Annotated in this window: 16 protein-coding genes and 2 pseudogenes; 9 read left to right on the forward strand and 9 right to left on the reverse strand. The window is 62.6% G+C overall.

The window, feature by feature from the left end:
• Nucleotides 1-25: 25 nt before the first annotated feature.
• Nucleotides 26-802: a hypothetical protein gene (locus tag E6A21_RS09290; RefSeq protein ID WP_138443879.1), complete on the reverse strand. Its 777-nt coding sequence runs from the start codon at nt 800-802 to the stop codon at nt 26-28.
• 476 nt (nt 803-1,278) lie between these two features.
• On the opposite strand from E6A21_RS09290, the gene E6A21_RS09295 reads away from it, so the two are divergent.
• The 4 genes from E6A21_RS09295 to E6A21_RS09305 are packed head-to-tail and all read left to right on the forward strand — an operon-like array spanning nt 1,279 to nt 3,935.
• A complete protein-coding gene (locus E6A21_RS09295) occupies nt 1,279-2,397 on the forward strand; it encodes a glycosyltransferase (protein WP_138443880.1) in 1,119 nt (372 codons plus the stop codon).
• Between the two features lie 59 nt (nt 2,398-2,456).
• On the forward strand, nt 2,457-3,242 hold the full coding sequence (locus tag E6A21_RS09300; RefSeq protein ID WP_246036313.1) for a class E sortase: 786 nt from the start codon (nt 2,457-2,459) through the stop codon (nt 3,240-3,242).
• Nucleotide 3,243: 1 nt separating this feature from the next.
• On the forward strand, nt 3,244-3,408 hold the full coding sequence (locus tag E6A21_RS17870; protein WP_171041339.1) for a hypothetical protein: 165 nt from the start codon (nt 3,244-3,246) through the stop codon (nt 3,406-3,408).
• Nucleotides 3,405-3,935, forward strand: a complete 531-nt coding sequence (locus E6A21_RS09305) for a DUF6993 domain-containing protein (RefSeq protein ID WP_138443881.1) — start codon at nt 3,405-3,407, stop codon at nt 3,933-3,935. The genes E6A21_RS17870 and E6A21_RS09305 overlap by 4 nt, the downstream gene beginning before the upstream one ends.
• Nucleotides 3,936-4,100: 165 nt before the next feature.
• Here the strand turns inward: E6A21_RS09305 and E6A21_RS09310 are convergent, their stop codons facing one another.
• Complete coding sequence (locus E6A21_RS09310; RefSeq protein ID WP_171041340.1) at nt 4,101-4,808, reverse strand: CPBP family intramembrane glutamic endopeptidase; 708 nt, start codon at nt 4,806-4,808, stop codon at nt 4,101-4,103.
• Nucleotides 4,809-4,909: 101 nt separating this feature from the next.
• Here E6A21_RS09310 and E6A21_RS09315 point away from each other — a divergent pair, with 101 nt between their 5' ends.
• From E6A21_RS09315 to E6A21_RS09325, 3 genes are all read left to right on the forward strand, one after another.
• Entirely contained in the window at nt 4,910-6,337 is a 1,428-nt protein-coding gene (locus tag E6A21_RS09315; protein ID WP_138443883.1) for a tyrosine-protein kinase domain-containing protein, read from the forward strand.
• Between the two features lie 30 nt (nt 6,338-6,367).
• A complete protein-coding gene (locus E6A21_RS18415) occupies nt 6,368-6,997 on the forward strand; it encodes an arsenate reductase/protein-tyrosine-phosphatase family protein (protein ID WP_425471539.1) in 630 nt (209 codons plus the stop codon).
• 137 nt (nt 6,998-7,134) lie between these two features.
• Nucleotides 7,135-8,334, forward strand: a complete 1,200-nt coding sequence (locus E6A21_RS09325; protein ID WP_171041341.1) for an oligosaccharide flippase family protein — start codon at nt 7,135-7,137, stop codon at nt 8,332-8,334.
• A 241-nt stretch (nt 8,335-8,575) separates the two neighbouring features.
• Here E6A21_RS09325 and E6A21_RS09330 read toward each other — a convergent pair whose 3' ends face one another.
• Nucleotides 8,576-9,313 carry an SGNH/GDSL hydrolase family protein gene (locus E6A21_RS09330; RefSeq protein WP_138443886.1) on the reverse strand — a complete coding sequence of 246 codons (738 nt, stop codon included), beginning with the start codon at nt 9,311-9,313 and terminating at the stop codon, nt 8,576-8,578.
• 166 nt (nt 9,314-9,479) lie between these two features.
• Here E6A21_RS09330 and E6A21_RS09340 point away from each other — a divergent pair.
• A pseudogene (locus E6A21_RS09340) lies at nt 9,480-10,357 on the forward strand (IS3 family transposase); the annotation flags it as partial.
• Nucleotides 10,358-10,364: 7 nt separating this feature from the next.
• Here the strand turns inward: E6A21_RS09340 and E6A21_RS09345 are convergent.
• Entirely contained in the window at nt 10,365-11,714 is a 1,350-nt protein-coding gene (locus E6A21_RS09345) for an IS30 family transposase (RefSeq protein ID WP_246036315.1), read from the reverse strand.
• Nucleotides 11,715-11,808: 94 nt separating this feature from the next.
• Between E6A21_RS09345 and E6A21_RS09350 the strand changes: the two are divergent.
• Nucleotides 11,809-12,099: pseudogene (locus tag E6A21_RS09350) on the forward strand (integrase core domain-containing protein); the annotation flags it as partial.
• Nucleotides 12,100-12,285: 186 nt separating this feature from the next.
• Here E6A21_RS09350 and E6A21_RS09355 read toward each other — a convergent pair.
• The 5 genes from E6A21_RS09355 to E6A21_RS09375 form a co-directional block, all read right to left on the reverse strand.
• A complete protein-coding gene (locus E6A21_RS09355) occupies nt 12,286-13,248 on the reverse strand; it encodes a hypothetical protein (RefSeq protein WP_138443890.1) in 963 nt (320 codons plus the stop codon).
• A gap of 3 nt (nt 13,249-13,251) precedes the next feature.
• Entirely contained in the window at nt 13,252-14,484 is a 1,233-nt protein-coding gene (locus E6A21_RS09360; RefSeq protein ID WP_138443891.1) for an oligosaccharide repeat unit polymerase, read from the reverse strand.
• Between the two features lie 322 nt (nt 14,485-14,806).
• Nucleotides 14,807-16,282 (reverse strand): sugar transferase, encoded by a 1,476-nt coding sequence (locus tag E6A21_RS09365; RefSeq protein WP_138443892.1) that lies wholly within the window; start codon nt 16,280-16,282, stop codon nt 14,807-14,809.
• Nucleotides 16,283-16,301: 19 nt separating this feature from the next.
• Complete coding sequence (locus tag E6A21_RS09370; RefSeq protein ID WP_246036317.1) at nt 16,302-17,606, reverse strand: glycosyltransferase family 4 protein; 1,305 nt, start codon at nt 17,604-17,606, stop codon at nt 16,302-16,304.
• On the reverse strand, nt 17,603-18,775 hold the full coding sequence (locus E6A21_RS09375) for a glycosyltransferase (RefSeq protein ID WP_138443893.1): 1,173 nt from the start codon (nt 18,773-18,775) through the stop codon (nt 17,603-17,605). Before E6A21_RS09375 ends, E6A21_RS09370 begins: the two co-directional genes overlap by 4 nt.
• Between the last annotated feature and the right edge of the window lie 564 nt (nt 18,776-19,339).

Below are 19,339 nucleotides of genomic sequence, written 5' to 3' on the forward strand. Positions count from 1 at the left end.
GGCAAAGCGGGTCGGTCCAAGGCCGTCAGTGGAGACCGATCAGCAGCATCTGGTCGGTTCCCGGGATGCAGGTCTGGAGGAAGATCGGGGGGTAGCCGCCCGCGAAGCCCGCGAGGACGCCCTGAGGCGCCGAGTTGGGGACCACGAGCCGCTGGAAGGCCGTGAACGTCCCGTAGCCCTGGACCGTCACGAGGGTGCCGGGCTGGATCCAGCTCATGCGGCTCCAGCCGCCGCAGAAGTCGTGCTCGACGATGCTCACCGACACGGTGACGGGCGTGAACCTGATCGGCCCCATGCACGCGTCCACGGCTGACTGTCCGCCCACGCCTGCAACGGGGATGTAAGCGGTGGGTGCAGCGGGCGCCTGCTGCTGGACGGGCGCTTGCTGTTGGACGGGCAGTTCGACGGGGGCCGGCGTCGCAGCGGGGACAGCGACTGCAACCGACTGTGCCTGCTGGGCGGCCTGCTGCTCCTCCGCGTTCTTCTGGGCTTGGGCTGCTGCCGCCGCCTGGGACGCCGCAGCGGCCTCAGCTGCCGCAGCCTTGGCAGCCGCTGCGGCCGCCTGCTGCTGGGCCCTGAGCTTGGCTGCATCGCTCGCGAGCACCGCAGCCCGCTGGACGATCTGGCGGTGCTCCTGCTCGGGATCGGCAAAGGGCGGCGCCTGAAGGGCTGCATCCGTTTGGACTCCAGCCGGCTCCGCCGGAATCGGGGGCTGTGTCAGCGTGCTGCCGACGAGCAGGAGGCCGCCTAGGGCGGCGGTTGCTGCAATGGACGAGCGTCTGAAGACGATTTTCCGTTCCATGGTCGGACCTCTGCTCGGCGCCGGCCCCTAGCTCCGGCGGGGTCCTTCCACGGTCGTCGGACGTGTCCAATGCGGTAAACGTCCTTGGCCCGAATCGAGTCCTCAACCATGCAGATTCAAGTGATAGAGGCAGTCCGGTTTCTACGGCCTGCGTACTGTGGTGCCCTCAAGGCAAGTAGGAAGCCTGGTCGGAGAGGCGGGACAGGCGTTTTCCCCGGGAATTCGGGGTGAATTCCCAGCTTGACGGGGAGCGGTCCTCGTCGCACCGCAATTCCTTGATTTTCCGCGCCTCGCGGCCGTTCGGCGCCAGTTGGGGCACCCATTTGCCCCCGTCGGGCGAACCTTAGTATCAGCTATGAATCGGCTATGAGGCGGCGACGCTCTGTTCCTTCTGCCTGCCCTGATTCGGAACAACGTCGACCTTTCGAGAGGCAGGCTTCCATGCGAGCACAGACGACGACCGGCGGCTGGGCAGCGTGAGCAATGTCCGCGGCCGTATCGGCTGGGTGACGAACTTGGCGGCGCCCTACCGCCGGCCCATATGGGAGGACTTGGCGACGCGCGCCGAGCTTGAGGTGTTCCTCCTGGAGAACCGCGAGCGGTTCGGGCGGGAGTCCAGCAACCGGGACGCAGGGTGGATGGCGTACGACGACGCCGCTTACCCCGTGAGCGAGATTCCCACCTTTCGGGTGTCGATGGGGGAGCGGCAGGTCTTTGTGCCGCGGAGTGCGGGGAGCGTGCCTGGCAGGGGCTTCGACGCTCTGGTCCTCGGCGGCTGGGAATCGCCCGTGTACTGGCTCGCAGCCCTGCGAGCGCGCCGGGCGGGGGCGCGAGTGGTCGGCTTCTACGAGTCGACGCTTGCCTCGCACGCGTTCCGAAGCGGGCCGGTCTCCTCCGCCCGCCGATCGTTCTTCCGGCGGATGGACGCCGTCGTTGTCCCGGGCCGCGCGTCAGAACGCGCTGTCCTGGCGATGGGCGTTGACCCGTCGAAGATCCACGTGGGATTCAACCCGGTCGATGTAGAGGGAATCCACGCCGCCGCCACGCGGGCACGGGTGGCACAGCCCGTGCCGGAGCGCTCCGGGCACAGATTCCTCTACCTCGGGCAGCTCATCGACCGGAAGAACGTCGGCAGCCTCATCGGCGCGCTCTGGCGGCTGGGCGAATCGGACGATTCGCTGACTGTCGCCGGTACGGGGCACCTGAATTCGCGGCTCATCGAACTCCGCGACGAACTCGGCCTTCAGGATCGGGTCGCCTTCATCGGGGCAGTCCCCTACGAACGGGTTCCCGAACTGCTCGCGCAGCACGACACCCTCGTCCTCCCGTCCAACGAAGAGGTGTGGGGCCTCGTCGTCAACGAGGCGCTCGCCGCAGGGCTTCACGTCGTCGTCACCCAGGCCTGCGGAGTGGCCGAATCCGTGAAGGGGATGAACGGCGTCTACATCACGCACACACCGGACAGCAGCGTCCTCGCGCATGCGATGCGTCAGAGCAGACGCGAGTGGAATGGTCCGATAGACGAGCCCGAAATTCTCGCCCACACGCCCGAGGCCTTCGCCGACGTCGTCCTCCAAGCCGCGTTCGGCGACTGACCCAGAAAGCCCCTGTATTCTCTTCAGGGGCTGAGCAGGGGCAGCATTCGGGGAGGAACGTGGCGGCAGAGCGAGGTGCAGCTGGGCCATCCGCGGCGGTGAAGGCACTGGGGGTCGCGGGGGAGCTCCTCATCACGATTGCGGTGATCATCGGGCTCTTCGTTCTCTGGTACGCGTATTTCAATCCGTGGGTCGTGGGCCTCCGCCAAGAACATGTGGCGGCGCAGCAGAGCCGCCAGCTCTCCCAGCAGCTCAAGAGCCAGGCGTCGCCACCGGCATCCGCTCCCTCCCCGGGAGCAGCTGCAGCAGGCGATCAGAGGCCCAGTGCGGTCCCTGTCATGGCCGAGCCACCCAATATCGCCGACACCATCGGCGTCGTCTACATTCCTCGCCTTGGCAGCGACTGGCGACGGATTCTGCGCGAATCGGTCAATACCGAATTGGTCCTGAACAGCGTCACGGCCGGCGTCGGCCATTACAGCGGCACCGCGATGCCCGGCGGCGTGGGAAATTTCGCGATTGCCGCCCACGACATCGGCTACGGGAACAGCTTCCTCAATCTGAGCAAGCTGCGCCTCGGGGACAAGGTCTACATCCAGACGTCGCTCGGCTGGTACACCTACACGTTCCGCAATTTCCAGTTCGTCCAGCCCGACGCGATCAATGTCCTCGACGCTGTCCCGACCGTCTCGCGGACTCCGGGGAGCGATCGACTCATCACCCTCACCACGTGCTACCCGGCGATCTTCCCGCCGCTTGAGCGGGTCGCCGCCTATGGGACGTTCGTGGGCTTCAGCACGGCCCCGCCAGCGGAACTGGCTCCTCTTCTCGCGAAGGACGGCTGATATGTACCGCGCATTGTGGAGGAGCCTTCCCGGACCTGTCGTCGTGCGAATTCTCATCCTCGCCCTGATGACCGCCGTGCTGCTCGTTGTGCTCGACCAATGGGTCTTTCCGTGGATGGCGGCGACCTTCGTCGACGACCAGGCGACCGTGGGGCCGGCGTCGTGAGGAATTTCCTGTGGGGAGGCATCGTCGTCGTGCTTTTGGCCGTCGGGGGTTTCGGGCTCACGGGTGCCCTGCAGGGCCTGGACTTCAGCCCCGCGCCTGCGGCGAGCGCCGCGCCGTCGTCCGCGCCGTCCGTGTCGGCCCCGCCCCCAGCCACAGCGGCACCCGCCGCCAGCACACCAACGGCGGGGAGCCTCGCCCGGTTCGATCCTTCCGCCCCGGATGAGTCGAACCTCGACCTGTTCAAGAGGACGCTGGAGAAGGCAGCCCAGACGACGGCGTCGTCGGTCCAGGCGAAGACCCTCACCGATGCGCTCACAGCAGTGGGGTTCCAAGGTTCGGCCATGCAGCAGAGCGCGGACCAGACGAGCGCGAATCTACAGGCCCCGACCCTCATGGTTTCGGTTCGCGTGGGCGCGCAGTGCCTTATTGGCCAGTTCGTGAGGTCGGACGGAAGCATTTCGGCCCAGATCGCAGCGCCGATTCAGACGGGTGCGTGCCTCATCGGGCGGCAGTCGGCCGTTTCCTGACCTTGTGATGACGGCGCCCCTGGGCAGGTGACCCAGGGGCGCCGCTTCGCATCCACATGATGGGGGTTCATGAAGAAGTGCTCCCAGCCTAGGGCCGATCTGACCATCTCAGTGGTCTCGTCGGGACACTCAGTGTTCCGGGCTTCGCGCGCCTGAGTGGTCCGTTCAGAAGGGCCACGTGAGCAGCACGCCGAGGCCGTTGAACACAACGTGTCCGGCGATCGAGCCGCCCAGGCGGTTCGTGACCGCGGCGGTGGCGCCCGCGAGGAGCGCGAAGACGAACGTCGAGATCCCCGTGAGCATGGCTTCGGTCGGGGCGCCCACGAGCAGGAGTGCGTGAACCAGCGCGAAGGCGAGCGAGGTGAGGACGACGGCGGCCGCCATCCGGGGTGCGCGGCCAAGGGGTTCGAGGCTGGAGGCTAGGCTGCGCTGGATGAGGCCTCTGAAGTAGATCTCCTCGAGTACCGGTGCTATGAGGACGGGAGCGAGGATGCCGAGGACAACGGTCTGGACGACCGGGCTCGCGAGGGCGCTCAGCGTAGGTTGCGGGACGAGGCCGCTGGACCCGGTGAGAAGCAGGCGGAGGAACGCGTCGAAAGCTCTTGCGAGGCAGCCGATCCCTAGTCCCCAGAGAACATCGAGGGGCTGGAACCGGAGGCCGAGGGCCGAGGCGGCCTCATTGAGGCGCTGACGTGCGAAGCTCAGCACCAGGGCCCCGAGCAGCGGGATCCAGACCGCGAGGAACGCGGCGGCGCCCAACAGGGTGGGATCGATCCTGGCGGGCGGGATCGCCTCAATCGCCCAGCCGCAGACGACGGCGGCAATGAGGCCGAGCGCGGCCCAGACGAGGCGCGGCACGCGCAGGGTTGTCATCGTGTCCAATGGTTCTCCACGAAGGCCGTAATGGAAGTTGACGTGTGGCAACATATGTGTGGACGCGGTGTGCAACCGTGTGACATGAGGGGGAGGGCCCTTTGGAGCTCAAAGACTACATCCGGATCCTACGCGCGGGCTGGATCTTGATCGTTGTGATGGCCTTGGTGGGCGTGGCGGCGGCCGCTCTCTTCTCGATTCTCAGCAAGCCCCAGTTCAAGGCCTCCGCCCAGGTGTTCGTCTCGACCCAGTCGGGTGGTACCGTCCAGGACCTCGTCCAGGGGAGCACTTTCACGCAGCAGCGGGTCAAGACGTATGCCGGGCTCGTGACAACGCCGATCGTCCTCCTCCCGGTCATCTCGAACCTGCACCTCTCGATGACGGCAGATGAGCTCGCGAAGTCAGTCTCGGCGACGGCGCCGCTCGACACGACGCTTATTGACATCTCCGCGACCTCTCCTGATCCGGTCCAGGCGGCCAACGTCGCCAACGGCATTTCGGAGAGCCTGACGAATGTCGTCCAGAACATCGAATCGACCGGGTCTCAGAGCGCTCAGGTCAAACTCACTCGCGTCGAAGAGGCCCAGGTTCCGTCTGCGCCCGTGACGCCCAATGTCCCGATCAACGTCGCCCTCGGTCTGCTCGTTGGGCTCGCCTTGGGAATCGGAGCGGCGGTTCTCCGGCACACTCTCGACAACCGGATCCGAAGCGACAGTGACGTCCAGGCCATCAGCCCTGCCCCCATCCTCGGCGGAATCACCTATGACGCCAAGGCGCCCAAGCGGCCGCTCATTGTCCAGGACGATCCGCGCAGCCCGCGAGCTGAGGCGTTCCGGACTCTGCGCACCAACCTTCAATTCCTTGATGCGGGCGAAGGGGCACGCAGCTTTGTTGTCACGTCCGCGATCGAGAGCGAGGGCAAGAGCAGCACGGCGTCCAATCTCGCGATCGCCCTTGACAATGCGGGCCACAAGGTCATTGTTGTCGACGCTGACCTCCGCCGTCCCAAACTGGCAACGTACATGGGTCTCGAGGGCGCTGTTGGGCTGACCGACCTGCTCATTGGGCGAGCGGACATGGACGATGCTGTCCAGCAGTGGGGACGGGGCAACCTTCACGTGCTCCCCGCGGGAAGCGTTCCACCGAACCCGAGCGAGCTCCTCGGCTCGGCCGCCATGCATTCCCTGGTCTCGCGGCTCGAGAACGAATTCGACTACGTGCTCTTCGACGCACCTCCTCTCCTTCCCGTGACCGACGCCGCAGTCCTGAGCAAGACGGCGGGTGGTGCGATCGTCGTCGTCGCCGCCGGCCGCACTCACCGAAGCCAGCTGACCGCTGCGGTTACGACACTCGACAACGTTGGAGTGCGTCTCTTCGGGTTCGTCCTGACGATGCTCCCGGTCCAAGGCCCGCACTCCTACGGCTACCAGACGTACGGTTACGGTCCTGTCTATGCGCAGGACGATGTCACGGTAGGTAAAGACTCTCGCAGGATGACCCATCGACGGGTCCGCGGGCTTTCGGGCTGAGCTATGTCTGAGGCATCTTTCACGGTCCTCATGGTCTGCTCCGGCAACCTATGCCGCTCGCCGATTGCCGAGCAACTCCTTAGAGCTCGCATGAACGGATACGCTGTCCGGGTTCACAGCGCTGGCGTGATCGCTGAGGACGGAGCACGGATGCCTCAAGAAGCAGCCACAGTCTCCCGTCGCTATGGCGGAGACCCGAGTGGACACCGCTCGCGTCTGCTGACAGAAGCCCAACTTCGTGAAAGCGACCTCGTGCTGACGGCTACCAGGGCCCAACGCAGTGCGGTGGTTAGGCTATTGCCGAGAATGTCGCGCAGGACCTTCACTATCAGGGAGTTCTCACGTCTGGTCCGCGCCCTGTTGGATCATGACGCCGAGTCTCACCGGGATCCCGCGGGCCTAGTCGACGCTGTCAGGTCCCTTCGCGGGTTCGTTACGCCACCCGAGGATCCAAGCGAGGACGACCTTGAGGATCCGTATCGGCGACAAATCGAGGTGTACGAAGCGGTCGGGGCTAGCCTTCACCTGTGTATCGAAACAATCGTGGTGGCCCTCTCGAGGATCGTGCCATTGTCGCGGCCGTCTGACGTGAAGGACGTAGGGGCTAAAGCGCGAGATGCGGCGGACTGCCCTCAGTCGCTCCAATTTGAATTGCCCTAACTGCTCGACGATTGGGTGGTGACGAGATGCAGGTTCGCGAGCGTGAGGAGAGCGCCGACCCTGACCGTGCCTCGCGGCTGGCAGTAGCGCGCCCTAGGGGTCGGCGACGCAAGCAGAAGATTTGGGCGACAACCAGTGTGGGCAGGCAGGCAACCTCGCTCGCGGCCGCCACGGGGGTCGCACAAGGATTGCTGGCCCTTTTGTACATTCTCGCTGCCCGCGGCAGTGGACCTGAGGCATTGGGTTCTGCCGTATCTGCGGTGGCACTGGCGACTGCCGGGGTTGGATTCATAGACTTTGGAACAAATTCCCACTGGGTCCGGGAGATCGCTCGTGGCACCCTCAGTTTGGGAGAATTTAGTTCCAGGCTTACCGGAAAAATTGTGGCGGCGACCGGCTTGGCCGCTGTATGGACTACCCTAATGTTGCTATTCGACCGCAACAGCCTGTCGTGGACGGCTGGCCCGATCATGCTATGTTTACTCATCAACCAAAGTCTCCAAGTTTCTTTGAGGGCCGCGGCCCGGGGCGAACTTGTTGCGATAGCGATCCTCTCCGATCGAATGGTCGCATTATCACTCTTTGCAGTACTGACCGTGGCTCACTTCAACGGGGCTGCGGTCATCTGGGTATGCCTATGCTGTGGGTCCGTAACGGCCTCCGTGGTTGGATTCCGTCTAACCAAAAGAACGCTTAGGCCCAATCTTCGGGCTGCCGCAAGAATCAATCCTTGGCGTGGCGCAAGCTTTTACGGGCTCGCCACGCTTGCCAATACCTCCCAAGCCCTCGACCTTCCAGTTCTATCGCTGGCAGGCGGTGCTACTGCGGCAGGCATATACGGTGCTGTGAACCGCTGGACCCAGCCAATGAGTCTCCTTGCCAACGCTTTCTCCACTGCCGCTGCCCCCCTGATTTCCAGAGCAGGAAACATCGTCGACGCATGGAAGCACCTGCGAAAGGCCATGTGGATGCTAGCTGCCGCGATTGTTTTATCGGGCGGCATTGCTGTAGCTTCGCCGCTTATAATCGAGCTACTTCTGGGTGCAAGTTACGAAGATTCCATCGCAGCCCTCCGCTTGCTGGCGGTAGCCACAATCTTTTCAATCGTTGCTCAGCCGCTTTCGGTCGTCCTGCAATCGTTGGGAAGGGATCGTTTTGTGGCGGGGGTGTTGGCGGGAGCGGTCCTAATCCAGCTTGCCCTGGTAATGGCCCTCGGGTCGCAGCTCCGGGCAACAGGGGCGGCAATCTCCTATCTGGTTGTCGAGGTATTGCAATTCATCGCTATGGGCATAGGGGCCTACGTCGAGTACCGCAGGGGACGGGTGGACGGGGTCTAGTCTGGTGGATCTCCCCAAGCGGTTCTGACAAGAGTATTCGGAGAGAAAAATCGCCGATGAGGCGACCTAGACGATGTTCCATGTCGGCCCTCAACTGGTGGAGGATGGATCCTTCGGTCGCGAAAGAGCGGGGGTCATCTTCATCGGGACAGCCAGCTTCTACGTTTTACGACTCATCGTCTGGGGCTTAGAAAGTTAGCGGAGCAACTGATATTGCCACCGCTACACAACTTCCGACTCTTCAGCCCAGGTGAGGAAGGAGACGACCGACAGTTGCAGCGAGGACCTTCTGTCCCGCGACGTTCGGATGAACCCCGTCAGGCCCTACGAGCTCACCATGGTTTCCGAGAGGGGCGCCCAAATCGATGTGTGTGCCACCAACAGACTCCACAGCCTGCTTCACAGCTGGTTTCACCGTTGGAAAGCTCGACGGGGTGTCGTCTGCGGCCAAGATGGGCGAGAGGCCGATGAGCTTTGCGTTAGGTAGGCTCTTTCGAAGCGTGGTGTACACGGCTTTAATGTTCTGCTCCAGGTCTGGGGTGAGCACTGTGCCGTCATTACGACCACCAGCGACGATGACCACGTCAGGGGCAGCCGCCACAGCTTGGGGGACGACCTGAAGATAGTTTGGACAGACTTCCCCACCGCACGCAGCCTGACCGCCGCTTGAGTAACCCTTGACGTATCCGGTGCCTCCGCGCGCAACGTTTACGACGTTCCACCCGTTTGCCGCGCCAAGAACGTTAGCCCACGACTGCGCCTCACCGACGACGGCGCCGGCAGTATAGGAGTCACCAATAAAGGCGACGGTCAGTCGCTTGGGCGCTGATAGTGACGGAAAAAGGCTCGGGGCCACGTAGCTGGCCCGTTGGGCGGCATCGCCACCGGATGCTGGACGCGCAAGAGCGAATGTTGCGAGCCCGAGAGCGACGGCCGCAAGCAAAGCAAGACCAACAAAGGTGAGGCGTGTCGCCCGCATGAAGGATCCCCCAGTCAATTGATGATCTGCACTAAGGTCACCAGCACTTTGAGGCTAAGAGAGGAGTCCGTCCGAAGGAGAGCAGATTACGCAGGGGACTGCTGAAGGTTCGGTTGACTCCTGACTCCAGAGGTTCTGAGGTTCCTCTGGTGGGAGGATGTGAACCATGGCGAGGCCGTATCCGAAGGAGTTCCGTGACGATGTCGTGGCCGTGGCCCGGAAGGGCGAGGCGCCGCACAAGCAGATCGCGAGGGACTTCGGGATCAGCGAGGCGACGCTGTTCAACTGGCTCAAGGCCGCCGACGCCGCTGACGGTGCCCGGCCCGGCGCGGGCCCGGAGCAGGCCTCGGCCGAGGTGAAGGAGCTGCGCCGGCGAGTGAGGCTGCTCGAGCAGGAGAACGAGGTCCTGCGCCGCGCGGCCGCATACCTCGCCGCCGGCACGCTCCCAAAATGATGTACCCGCTCGTCCGCGAGCTGGCCGCCCCGGAAGCGCCCGTGAGGGTGCCGGTGGCGGTGACGTGCCGGGTGCTGGGCTTCTCCAAGCAGGCCTACTACAGGTGGCTGAAGAGCCCCGTGACGGACCGGGACTGGGACGAGGCCCACCTGGCCAACGCCGCCATGGACATCCACACCGACGACCCAGCCTTCGGGTATCGGTTCATCGCCGATGAGCTCGCCGAGGTCGGCCACCAGGCCTCGGAGCGGCGCGTCTGGAGGGTCTGCTCGGCGCACGGGGTCTTCAGCGCCTTCGGCAAGCGCAAGGGCCGGCGCCCCAGGCCCGGCCCGCCGGTGCACGACGACCACGTCCGACGGGAGTTCACCGCCGAGGCCGTGGACACCCTGTGGCTGACCGACATCACCGAGCACCGCACCGGCGAGGGCAAGCTCTACCTATGTGCGGTCAAGGACGCCTGCTCCAACCGAATCGTCGGGTACTCGATGGATTCGAGGATGGAGTCCTCCCTCGCCGTCGCAGCCCTGCGGATGGCCGTGCACCAGCGCGGACCTGTAGGCACCATCGTGCACAGCGACAGGGGCAGCCAGGGCGGATTCAACTGATCGTCGCAACACGTTCTCGTTGAACAGATCTTAGGTGTTCGTCCCAGGCTTCGGCGGGGGTCCGCCATCCGAGTCGTTTCCGTGGCCGGGTGTTCAGGGCGTGTGCGACAGCGCCCAGGTCCTCGGGGCTCCATCGTGAGAGGTCGGTGCCCTTGGGAAAGTACTGGCGCAGCAATCCGTTCGTATTCTCATTCGTGCCCCGCTGCCAGGGGCTATGCGGATCGGCGAAATAGACCTTCAGGCCCGTATCGATGGTGAACTGAGCATGGGCGGACATCTCCTTCCCACGATCCCAGGTCAACGAGCGTCTGAGCTCGGCGGGCACCGACTCCATCGCCTGCGCCAGAGCCTTGTTCATCGAGAGCGCCCCATAGCCGGAGAGGGAGGGCCCGTTCTTGGTCACCGGCTGCTCTCTCCACCCTTCCTCTCGGGGCAGGTGGACGAGGGTGGTGTAACCGGTCGTTCGCTCAACGACGGTGCCGATCGCGGACCTGTCGGTGCCGATGATGAGGTCCCCCTCATGGTGCCCGGGGATCGCACGGTCCTGGGCCTCGGCAGGACGCTCGCTGATGAGCACGTCCGGGGTCACATGGGCCCAGGCGACACGCTTGGCCCTCGCGCGGGGCATCCGCAGCGCACGACCGGTGCGCAGGCACAGGATGAGCTCGCGGTTGAGCGCCCCGCGGCCCTCAATGAAGAGGGCCTGGTAGATGGCCTCGTGACTGATCCGCATGGACTCATCATCCGGGAAGTCGATCTTCAGCCGATTCGAGATCTGCTCGGGGCTCCATGCCTTGACCCATCGGCGGTCCTCACGGTGGGGCTTGTTCAGGCCTTTCCACTCCCGTTCCTGCGGGCCGGGAACGGCGTCGCCGTCAGGCATCGTGATCTTGCCCGAGAGGCGATCCTCCACGTACTCGCGCAGCCGATCGTTCTCGGCGAGCTTGGAAGTCCTCGGGCGCCGCGCGTACAGCTCGGCCTTCCAATGCGCGACGCTGGCCCGATAGTCGAGCTTGCCGCCTCGGGTGGCGGCGTTGCGCCGCAGCTCCCTCGAGATCGTCGACGGGCTCCTCCCGAGGACACCTGCGATGCCGCGCACCCCTTCGCCGAGGGCGTGCAGGATCGCGATCTCCTCACGCTCGGCGAACGAGAGGTACCGGCCAGACGGTGCCGGCCACGAGAAGGGACTCATTCCGCCAGCGTGCCGGAACCAACGCTGGCCAACAGCCTGCGCCACGCCCACCGCATCGGCCGCTTCCCGAGGGAGCTTCCCCGTGGAGATCTGGTCCCAGAACTCCCGCTCTTTTGAGCGCGGTCGGCTCGGCGCACCCGGAGACCTCATCGGTGCCCTGCCCGTTACCTCACGCACCCACTCCGATGGTCTTCCCACAACACCCTCCTGACCTCGGGTGTTGCGACCACCGGTTGAACCCCCTCAGTTCAGGTCCAAGAAGTACGTCCGGCTCCTGCGCTCCCACGGCCTGAAGGGGTCAATGGGAAGGGTCGGGGCGTGCGGGGACAACGCCGCCATGGAGAGCTTCTTCGCCCTGCTGCAGAAGAACGTCCTCGACACCCGCACCTGGGCCACCCGAGGCGACCTCCGCCTCGCGATCATCACCTGGATCGAGCGCACCTACCACCGACGCCGGCGCCAGCGCAGGCTACGCCGTTTGACCCCCATCGAATTCGAAGCAATCATGACCAAGACCGCCGCAGAGGCGGCATAGCCGAAGAGTCAACTAAACCTTCAGCAGTCCCCAGCGGAGCAATCTGTTGAGGTCGCGCCGCCGTGCTGTTGAGGTTGCGCCCCCGTGCTCAGAGACATAACGCCAGATCGGAGCATCTTTAGTTTAGGACGAGATTTCGCTCCCTGACTGCAAGGCGGGAGTACGGCGGAGCGAAGGCCTTTGAGATCAGCGTCTCAACAGATCGTGGTCCCACCTATTTGCGACTGCGCCCAAGAGATCGAGTACGAGGCGCTTCGGTGACCTTCCGTGAAGCCCCATGGCGCGCGAACTCCGACGAACGAACTCTGTTCGGCTAGCGCCCCAAAACCAAGAATCCCTGTCCTGAGAAGGCCCAAACAATGCAGCGAAGCCGCGGTCCTTCTCCGCCGGCAGATGCCATAAGGTGAGAGAGCCTTCATCGCCCCGCACTGTCCGGTATCGGTGCGCGGTCCAAATGCGTCTGGCGTACAGGTTCATCGGTTTCAACGGCACGCGGCGCAGGGCGTAGCTAAGGATGTGTTCTTCCGTCTTGAACCCTGGCTTGCCGTTTGCAAACCGTTCGAGAGCGTGGTGCCAAGCACGCTCTGAATTCTCGATTATGGACGCTGAGAGATGTTGGGGCACGAAATATGCCTCGCCTCCGATATGCTCGGGGATTCCTTCGGGCATTTCCAACTCGACGTGCAGCTGAGCGGCCTCGCGTCTCGAAAGCCCGTTTATATCATCATCGACTGGTGTATCTAGGATAATACCCGAGGCAAAGCCTTCGATTTGATCCATCAACAGGGCTATTGGTGCGATACACAGGACATCTGGATCCAGATACAGAACATCGCGCCCTGCTAGGACTGGGAGGGCGTCCAGAAGAAAAAGGCACCCTTCGAACTGATTCATGAACCCTTTAGGGGGCCTGTGGGCAAACGAGGTTATATAAACCTCAACATTTAGTCTCTCTAACCATTCTTGATAACCACGACGGAGTTCAGAATTCGTCACAAGAACGAGCTCGATATCACTGTTCCATCGTGACAGCGAAGCAAAGGCGACTGCCATGGCACGCATGTAAGACTCTGTAGGATCGGTCTTCCGGCGAAGATTGGGGTTTTGGTGGGCGTCAGTTTGAACAAATGGAATAGCAGCGGTGATCATAATTCAATTCCCTGCTTCCAGGTTTCCAAAGGGCGCCGATTCTGAAGCTCTGCCGATCGATATCACTCGATACCCGACCAGGAGCACTGCTAGATATGCCATCGATTGGAGCAGCGAGCCACGGAGGACGAGTATCAGATAGAAGGGAAGGATGCACCCCAAGACCCCGGGTAGTCCGGTGTGACTGATGGTTTCGTCAAGCCTACGGTCAAGCTTAGAAATAACAAGACCAAGCACAAACATGCCCACAATTAGGAGAACGATTCCACCGTTTATCAGTAGTTCCCCCCAGATGGGTTCTGAGAGGTTCGTGAAGCCGTATCCTTTGAACTGCGCTACAAGCACTCCAGTGTCGATGGGCTTACCCGGCCAGATGCTCCTAGGTACCCAGAAGAGAAGCACGCCTGCGAGCTGCGATCCCCCGACCTCTCCACGTACGTGCACATATTCGAGAGTGTTGACGATTTGGGAGTAGCTGTCGAAGTCCCCACTGAGCATCGATGTTAGTGGACTCTGTGACTTGACCGTTGGAGACAGAGACCATCTGAACATGTCCGCAATTGGGAAGACATAAATCATGCCCACGAGGGACGTGATCGAAAAGATGCGGAATCGACGAACACTGGATACCGCACCGTACGAGGTCACGAGCGCCAGGGCGGCGGTTCCGAAAATGTAGCGAGCACTGCTTATGGGATTGGTGCTGATGACGAGTGAGATTAGAGAAACGATAAATAGGAGACTTGGCACGACTCGACGGCTATAGCCAGTGTCTATCCGGCGTAAAAAGATCTGGGCTACGACGCAGACTAGGAGCCCCATCTGCGTGAGCGCGGTGAAGATGGCGGCTGTTGTTGAATCCGGCCAGATCCGGCTGCGAATCGAGTCCAGCGTCATTCGGCTCGAGAAGAGCTGCATAAAGCCTACGCGCGATGCGTAATATCCAAAGATGCCCAGAGTTATAACGGTCAGTAACGTGACCGCCCTGTGGTTTGGTATCGAAGCCCTCGGTCGAGCCTCCGGGGTCGCTGATTGCATAGAACGGTGTGATTTACGTTGGATCTGACCAAGCGCGACGCCCAACAGCATGACGACGCAGCCTATTAGGATCGCTCCGCTGGCTTCCCAATCCAAGTCATGATTGACCGAAGCGGTCGTGTCTGTGTCCTGACCGAAGCGAAGCTGGACGAACGGCGCGATTCCGAGGAATGCATAGGCAAACAGCCAGAACGTCATTTCGAACAAGCGGCGTCGATGGGAGGCAATTATGAAGGAGAATCGAAGAGCTGACAGTTCAACGACAAGGAGCGGGCCGAGGGCGTGACCTTGGGAATGGTCCGCACCAGTTGCCAGAATGAGGACTAGCGGGGCTATTGCCCCCAAACCTATCCACGTCAAAGTGCCGACCAGTGGGGACCGTTGGCTGAGGTCCCGTCTTACGGGTCGAACGCGGACGTCTTTAGTTCCAGCGGTCGCCGCACGTTCCCCGGGTGTCCTCGGTTGTTTCAGGTCTGCTCCCTCAGTGCGATTGAGATCGGCAATCTGACTTGATGTCATGTTAATACGCTCCGGCTCGAGAAAGTACCGCGCGGATAGTGCGGGCAAGAATTAGTAGGTCCTGAGTGAGAGACCAGTTCTCGACGTAGTAAAGATCTAGGCGGAGCGCATCCTCCCAAGAGAGGTTGCTCCGACCCGAGACCTGCCACGACCCAGTGATCCCGGGTTTCACTAACAATCTCCGGTGAGCAAAGTCGTCGTAGCCGATCACCTCGGATGGAAGCGGGGGGCGGGGACCGACTAGGCTCATTTCTCCGCGGAGGACGTTCAGCAGCTGGGGAAGTTCATCGATGGAGTACTTCCGGATTACTTTGCCCAAGCGGGTGATCCGGGGGTCCTGCTTCATTTTGAAGAGGAGGCCGGCGCCATCGTTGTGCTGGCGCAACGACTCCAGCCTTGCTTCGGCATCCGCAACCATCGAACGGAACTTGAACATCCAGAACGGCGCCCCGGCGCGGCCCACCCGTTGTTGACGGAAGATGGCGGGGCCCTTGCTGTCGAGGCGAACGAGAAGTGCGACGAGACCCATTGGCAGAGCAAGGAGGGCCAAAAGAGTCACCGAGGTGAGGATGTCAAAACTGCGCTTGATGACACGCTTTGAGCCCTCAAGCTTCGGTGTCGTCACGTGAATAAGGGGCAGCCCGGCGACGGGCTGAGTCCGAATGCGGGGCCCGGCGACGTCGGTGAGCGCCGGGGCCATGATCATACCGATGTTTCTGGCAGCTAATTGCCAGCCCAACTGGCGTAGGACCATGGGGTCGAAGGCTGCTCCCGCGGTGATCGCGACTGCAGTCGCTGCCGAGTCGCGGATCGCCTCGAGAACGTCGTCAATCCCCTTGCCGTGACCGATGACGGGAAGGGGGCCGGACTCCGTCTGAATCGACTCTAATGATGATGGTTCCGGCATGTGCGCGGCTACAGGGAGGTAGCCCGCTTCCGGGTGCATGCTTAGCTGCCGGTGGAGATGACGTGTGGTGTGTGGTCCGCCTATAAGCAGTACACGTTGAAGTCCTCGGCCCTGCTGTCGCTTGGCGACGAGTGTTGCACGAACGATCCATCGCCCAGCCAGGAGACTGACGATTCCGAGTGGCAGAGCGATCGCCACGTAACCCCTGGCGGTGTCAAGCTGGAAAACATAGGAAATGATGGCTACCGCACCGAATAACCAAAGCGTCGACTTGATGACCCGGCGGTATTCCTCGGGGCCATAGCCCAGAACTTGGTCCTCCCGGCTCCCGCCCGTTCCGAGAACTAGCCACCATGTGACGATCAACAGAAGAGAAATGAAGGTGTACGACGTTCGCTGATTGCCGACGTCCAGGGACTGCTCGTTGCCACCGAACCTGGCGATCTGGGCGCCGATGGTAGCCCAAGCGATGCACAAAAGGTCCACCACGAGCATGCGGCGCTGCGCCGCTTCCAGAACGCGGTTGGCTTCACGCAATTGAGGCTGGGCCTCATCTCGGATAATGCTCATACTTCCCCCAAAAGCAGATCTAGTTGAGTGCGCGTGGAACGCCGGTGGAAAGACTCGCAAGCCAACTGGAGTAGGCCCCGATCGCCGCGCTTTCCGAGAGAACCCTTTCGGCGTAGATGGGTCCTCTGGAGCCCAATGCTTCTGCTTCGGCAGGGTTGTCGCGGAGCCTTTCGACGCCACGCAAGAGGGCGGACGGGCGCTGGGGATCTACCAGAATGCCTGCGTCAGATGCCCGTATCTCGTCGGCGGTTGCACTCTCGGGATGGGTCGAAGCCACGATGGGCAGTCCCGTTGCGAAGTAGGAGGTCAGCTTGCTCGGGACGCTCATCTCACGAAGTTCGGGACGTTCATTGACAATCAGCACGTCGGCGGCCCGCAGGGCCTCGGAGTACTCCCGATCACTCAGAGGCTTTACGAACGACAGGGAGCGGATGCCCTCGCCGGCAACGTGCAGGGCCTCACGACGATTTCCGTCGCCCAAAAGCACGAACCTGACCCTGCTGTCGAAGGCATCAGCAAGCCGTGCTGCTTCTACGACATTCTCAAGGCCCTGCTTCACTCCCATGTTCCCGGCATGAAGTGCGATGGTTTCCTCAGAGGACCAGCCCAGACGAGACCGAACGGCCTCACGATCGAAAACAGAGTCGTGCTGGATATGGGTCCAGTTGCGGATGACGTCGACGTTCTCTCGCGAAACCTCGAGCTCGTCGACGACGTAGTCGCGGAACCGTCCATGGATCACCGTGATACCGCTGCAGGACCGGAGGATCTTCGACTCGATCCACTTCACAGCCTTCGTTGCGGTGGCGCTTCCGCCCGTTTCCTCCAACCCACGGCTGTAGAGGTCTTGAATCCAAATGGCCACAGGAATGCCCTTGAGGCGGGCCTTGGCAACCGCAAAGGCGGAAGCAAAGAGCCCGGGGCTGACGACGAGCACGATGTCACGCTTGGGCCAGCGTCGGAGTGCGGTATGAAGCCCGAAAGTGAGCTCCATGACCAGGCGGTTCAATGTCCGAGGAACGGCCGGAACTGTGTGCCGGAGACGCCGGACAGGGACACCATTGATGATTTGGTGGCTGGACAGTCCTGAGTATCCTTCAGCAACTTGCCACTGGGGATAGTGCGGGTAGCCGGTGAGGACCTCGACCTTGTGTCCGAGTCCCGCGAGGCCCTCAGCGAGCTTCGTGGTGTACGGGGCATTTCCTGTGGGCTCAGGAGCATAGTTCAGACCGACGACGAGGACGGAGGCCAGATCATCCCGCACCTTGCCGCTGCCAGCGACCCGGAAGGCCCCCGATTGGGGCTCATACTTCTGCGTCGTCACGCGATGCTCCCCACTCCGTCTTGGGCGTTCCGCTTTGCCCGATAGACCTCCTCGAGCCGGTCCACCACGGATTTCATGGAGAACGACTGAGCGACCAAGTTCCTCGCGTTTGCACTGCAAGCCAGGCGTCGGGATTCGTCGCCGAGCAGGACAGAGATTGCCTCGGCGAGGGCTTCAACCGACCCATCGACCACGATGCCCGCGTCTGCTTCCCGAACTGCGGTGCTGAGCCCGCAGTCTTCACTGATGATCACCGGAAGACCGAGTGACATCGCCTCGAGGACGGTCATGGGAAACGGCTCGTTCTCCGACGGCAGCACGAAAATCTGGGATTGGCGCATCCGCTGGGCGGTCTCATGCAGTTGAAGCGATCCTTCCACGCGGATCTGCCGTCCCGCAGGATCAAATTTCACGGCAAGATCCCTCACCGGTTTCCCCTCGCCCTCGTCGGGGCCGACTACAGAGAACGTCGTGTAGGGAAACTCGGCGGCCAGACGGCGGGCGGCCTCGACGAACAGCCGTGGCCTCTTTCGGGGATGGAGCCTCGCCAGAAAGAGGACGTCAGTCTGACGGCCTAGTACGTTGGCTGGGTTTTCGGCTACCGGAACGCCATTGTGGAGCAGCTGCAGATCCACGTCTCGATTCCCCATGACTTGCTTGAGATCCGACGCTTCACGCTGGGTCAAGTAGAAGGCCCGCTCCGCTGAACCCAGGAGCGGACGTGTGAGGAAGCGGTCGAGAGGGCGGGACAGCAGTTTCGATGAAGCATCGATCATCCCGTGCGTTTGCGTTACGAAAGGAACCCCTCGCCGACGCGCGATGAGAGCGGCCGGGAGGGTTACGAGATCCCGGGCCAGATGGATGTGGATGACGTCGAAGTCACGCGCGTGGCGCAGAAGATGAGCTGAAAGACCCGCAGAAAACAGTCCTGCGAAGCCCGACCCAGGCACGAGATGTGCCACTGGGAAAAGACGAGCGGGGACGCCGTCAAAGGAGTCGGGAAGCTGCTCAAATCCTCGGGCCCCGCCCAGGAGGGTCACCTCATGCCCGCGCTCAATGAGTTCCTTCGCATGGTTGACCGCCACCCTCGTGGGGCCGCCATAGGCCCCGTCCGGGCTGAAAAGGGTGGCTACGTGCGCGATACGCAGAGGGCTTCCAGACCTATTCATTGGGACCCGATATCGAATCGGTGTCCGAGAGCGGAGGGAGCGTTCTGGCTCCCCCAGATGGTATTCGCGGGGACATTACCGCTCACGACGGTTCCTGGTGCGATGAGCGCCGAACGGCCAATGCGACTTCCTCCAAGGACGATGCATCTCGAGGTCACCCAAGCGCCCGCTTCGATATGAACGGGCTTCGTCAGGAGGGCCATGTCGCGACGGTGGGCGTGGCTCCCTGTAGTCACGAAGGTCTCCTGGGACAGCGTGACGTCATGGCCGATGTAGACGTGATCCTGATTGTGCAGCCACACACCTTCGCCGATCCAGCAGTCCCGCCCCACGTGAAGCTTCCAAGGGAAGCGGACCCGGGTTCGGGGGCGGAAGACCACGCCTTCCTCGATTTCGGCGCCGAACGCCCTCAGGACAGCGGCGCGAAGGCGCGAACTCAATTGCCAGGGGTTCGTGACAAAGAGCAGCTCGGCGGCTGCCCAGAGGTAGACCACCACTTTGGGCCTGTCCCAGCTTTCGCCTGCCCCTGGCGCCCTCCGAAGGCTTATGACGGGAACGGAGTCC

It is taken from the genome of Sinomonas susongensis (assembly GCF_005877005.1).
Taxonomy (GTDB): Bacteria; Actinomycetota; Actinomycetes; order Actinomycetales; family Micrococcaceae; genus Sinomonas; species Sinomonas susongensis.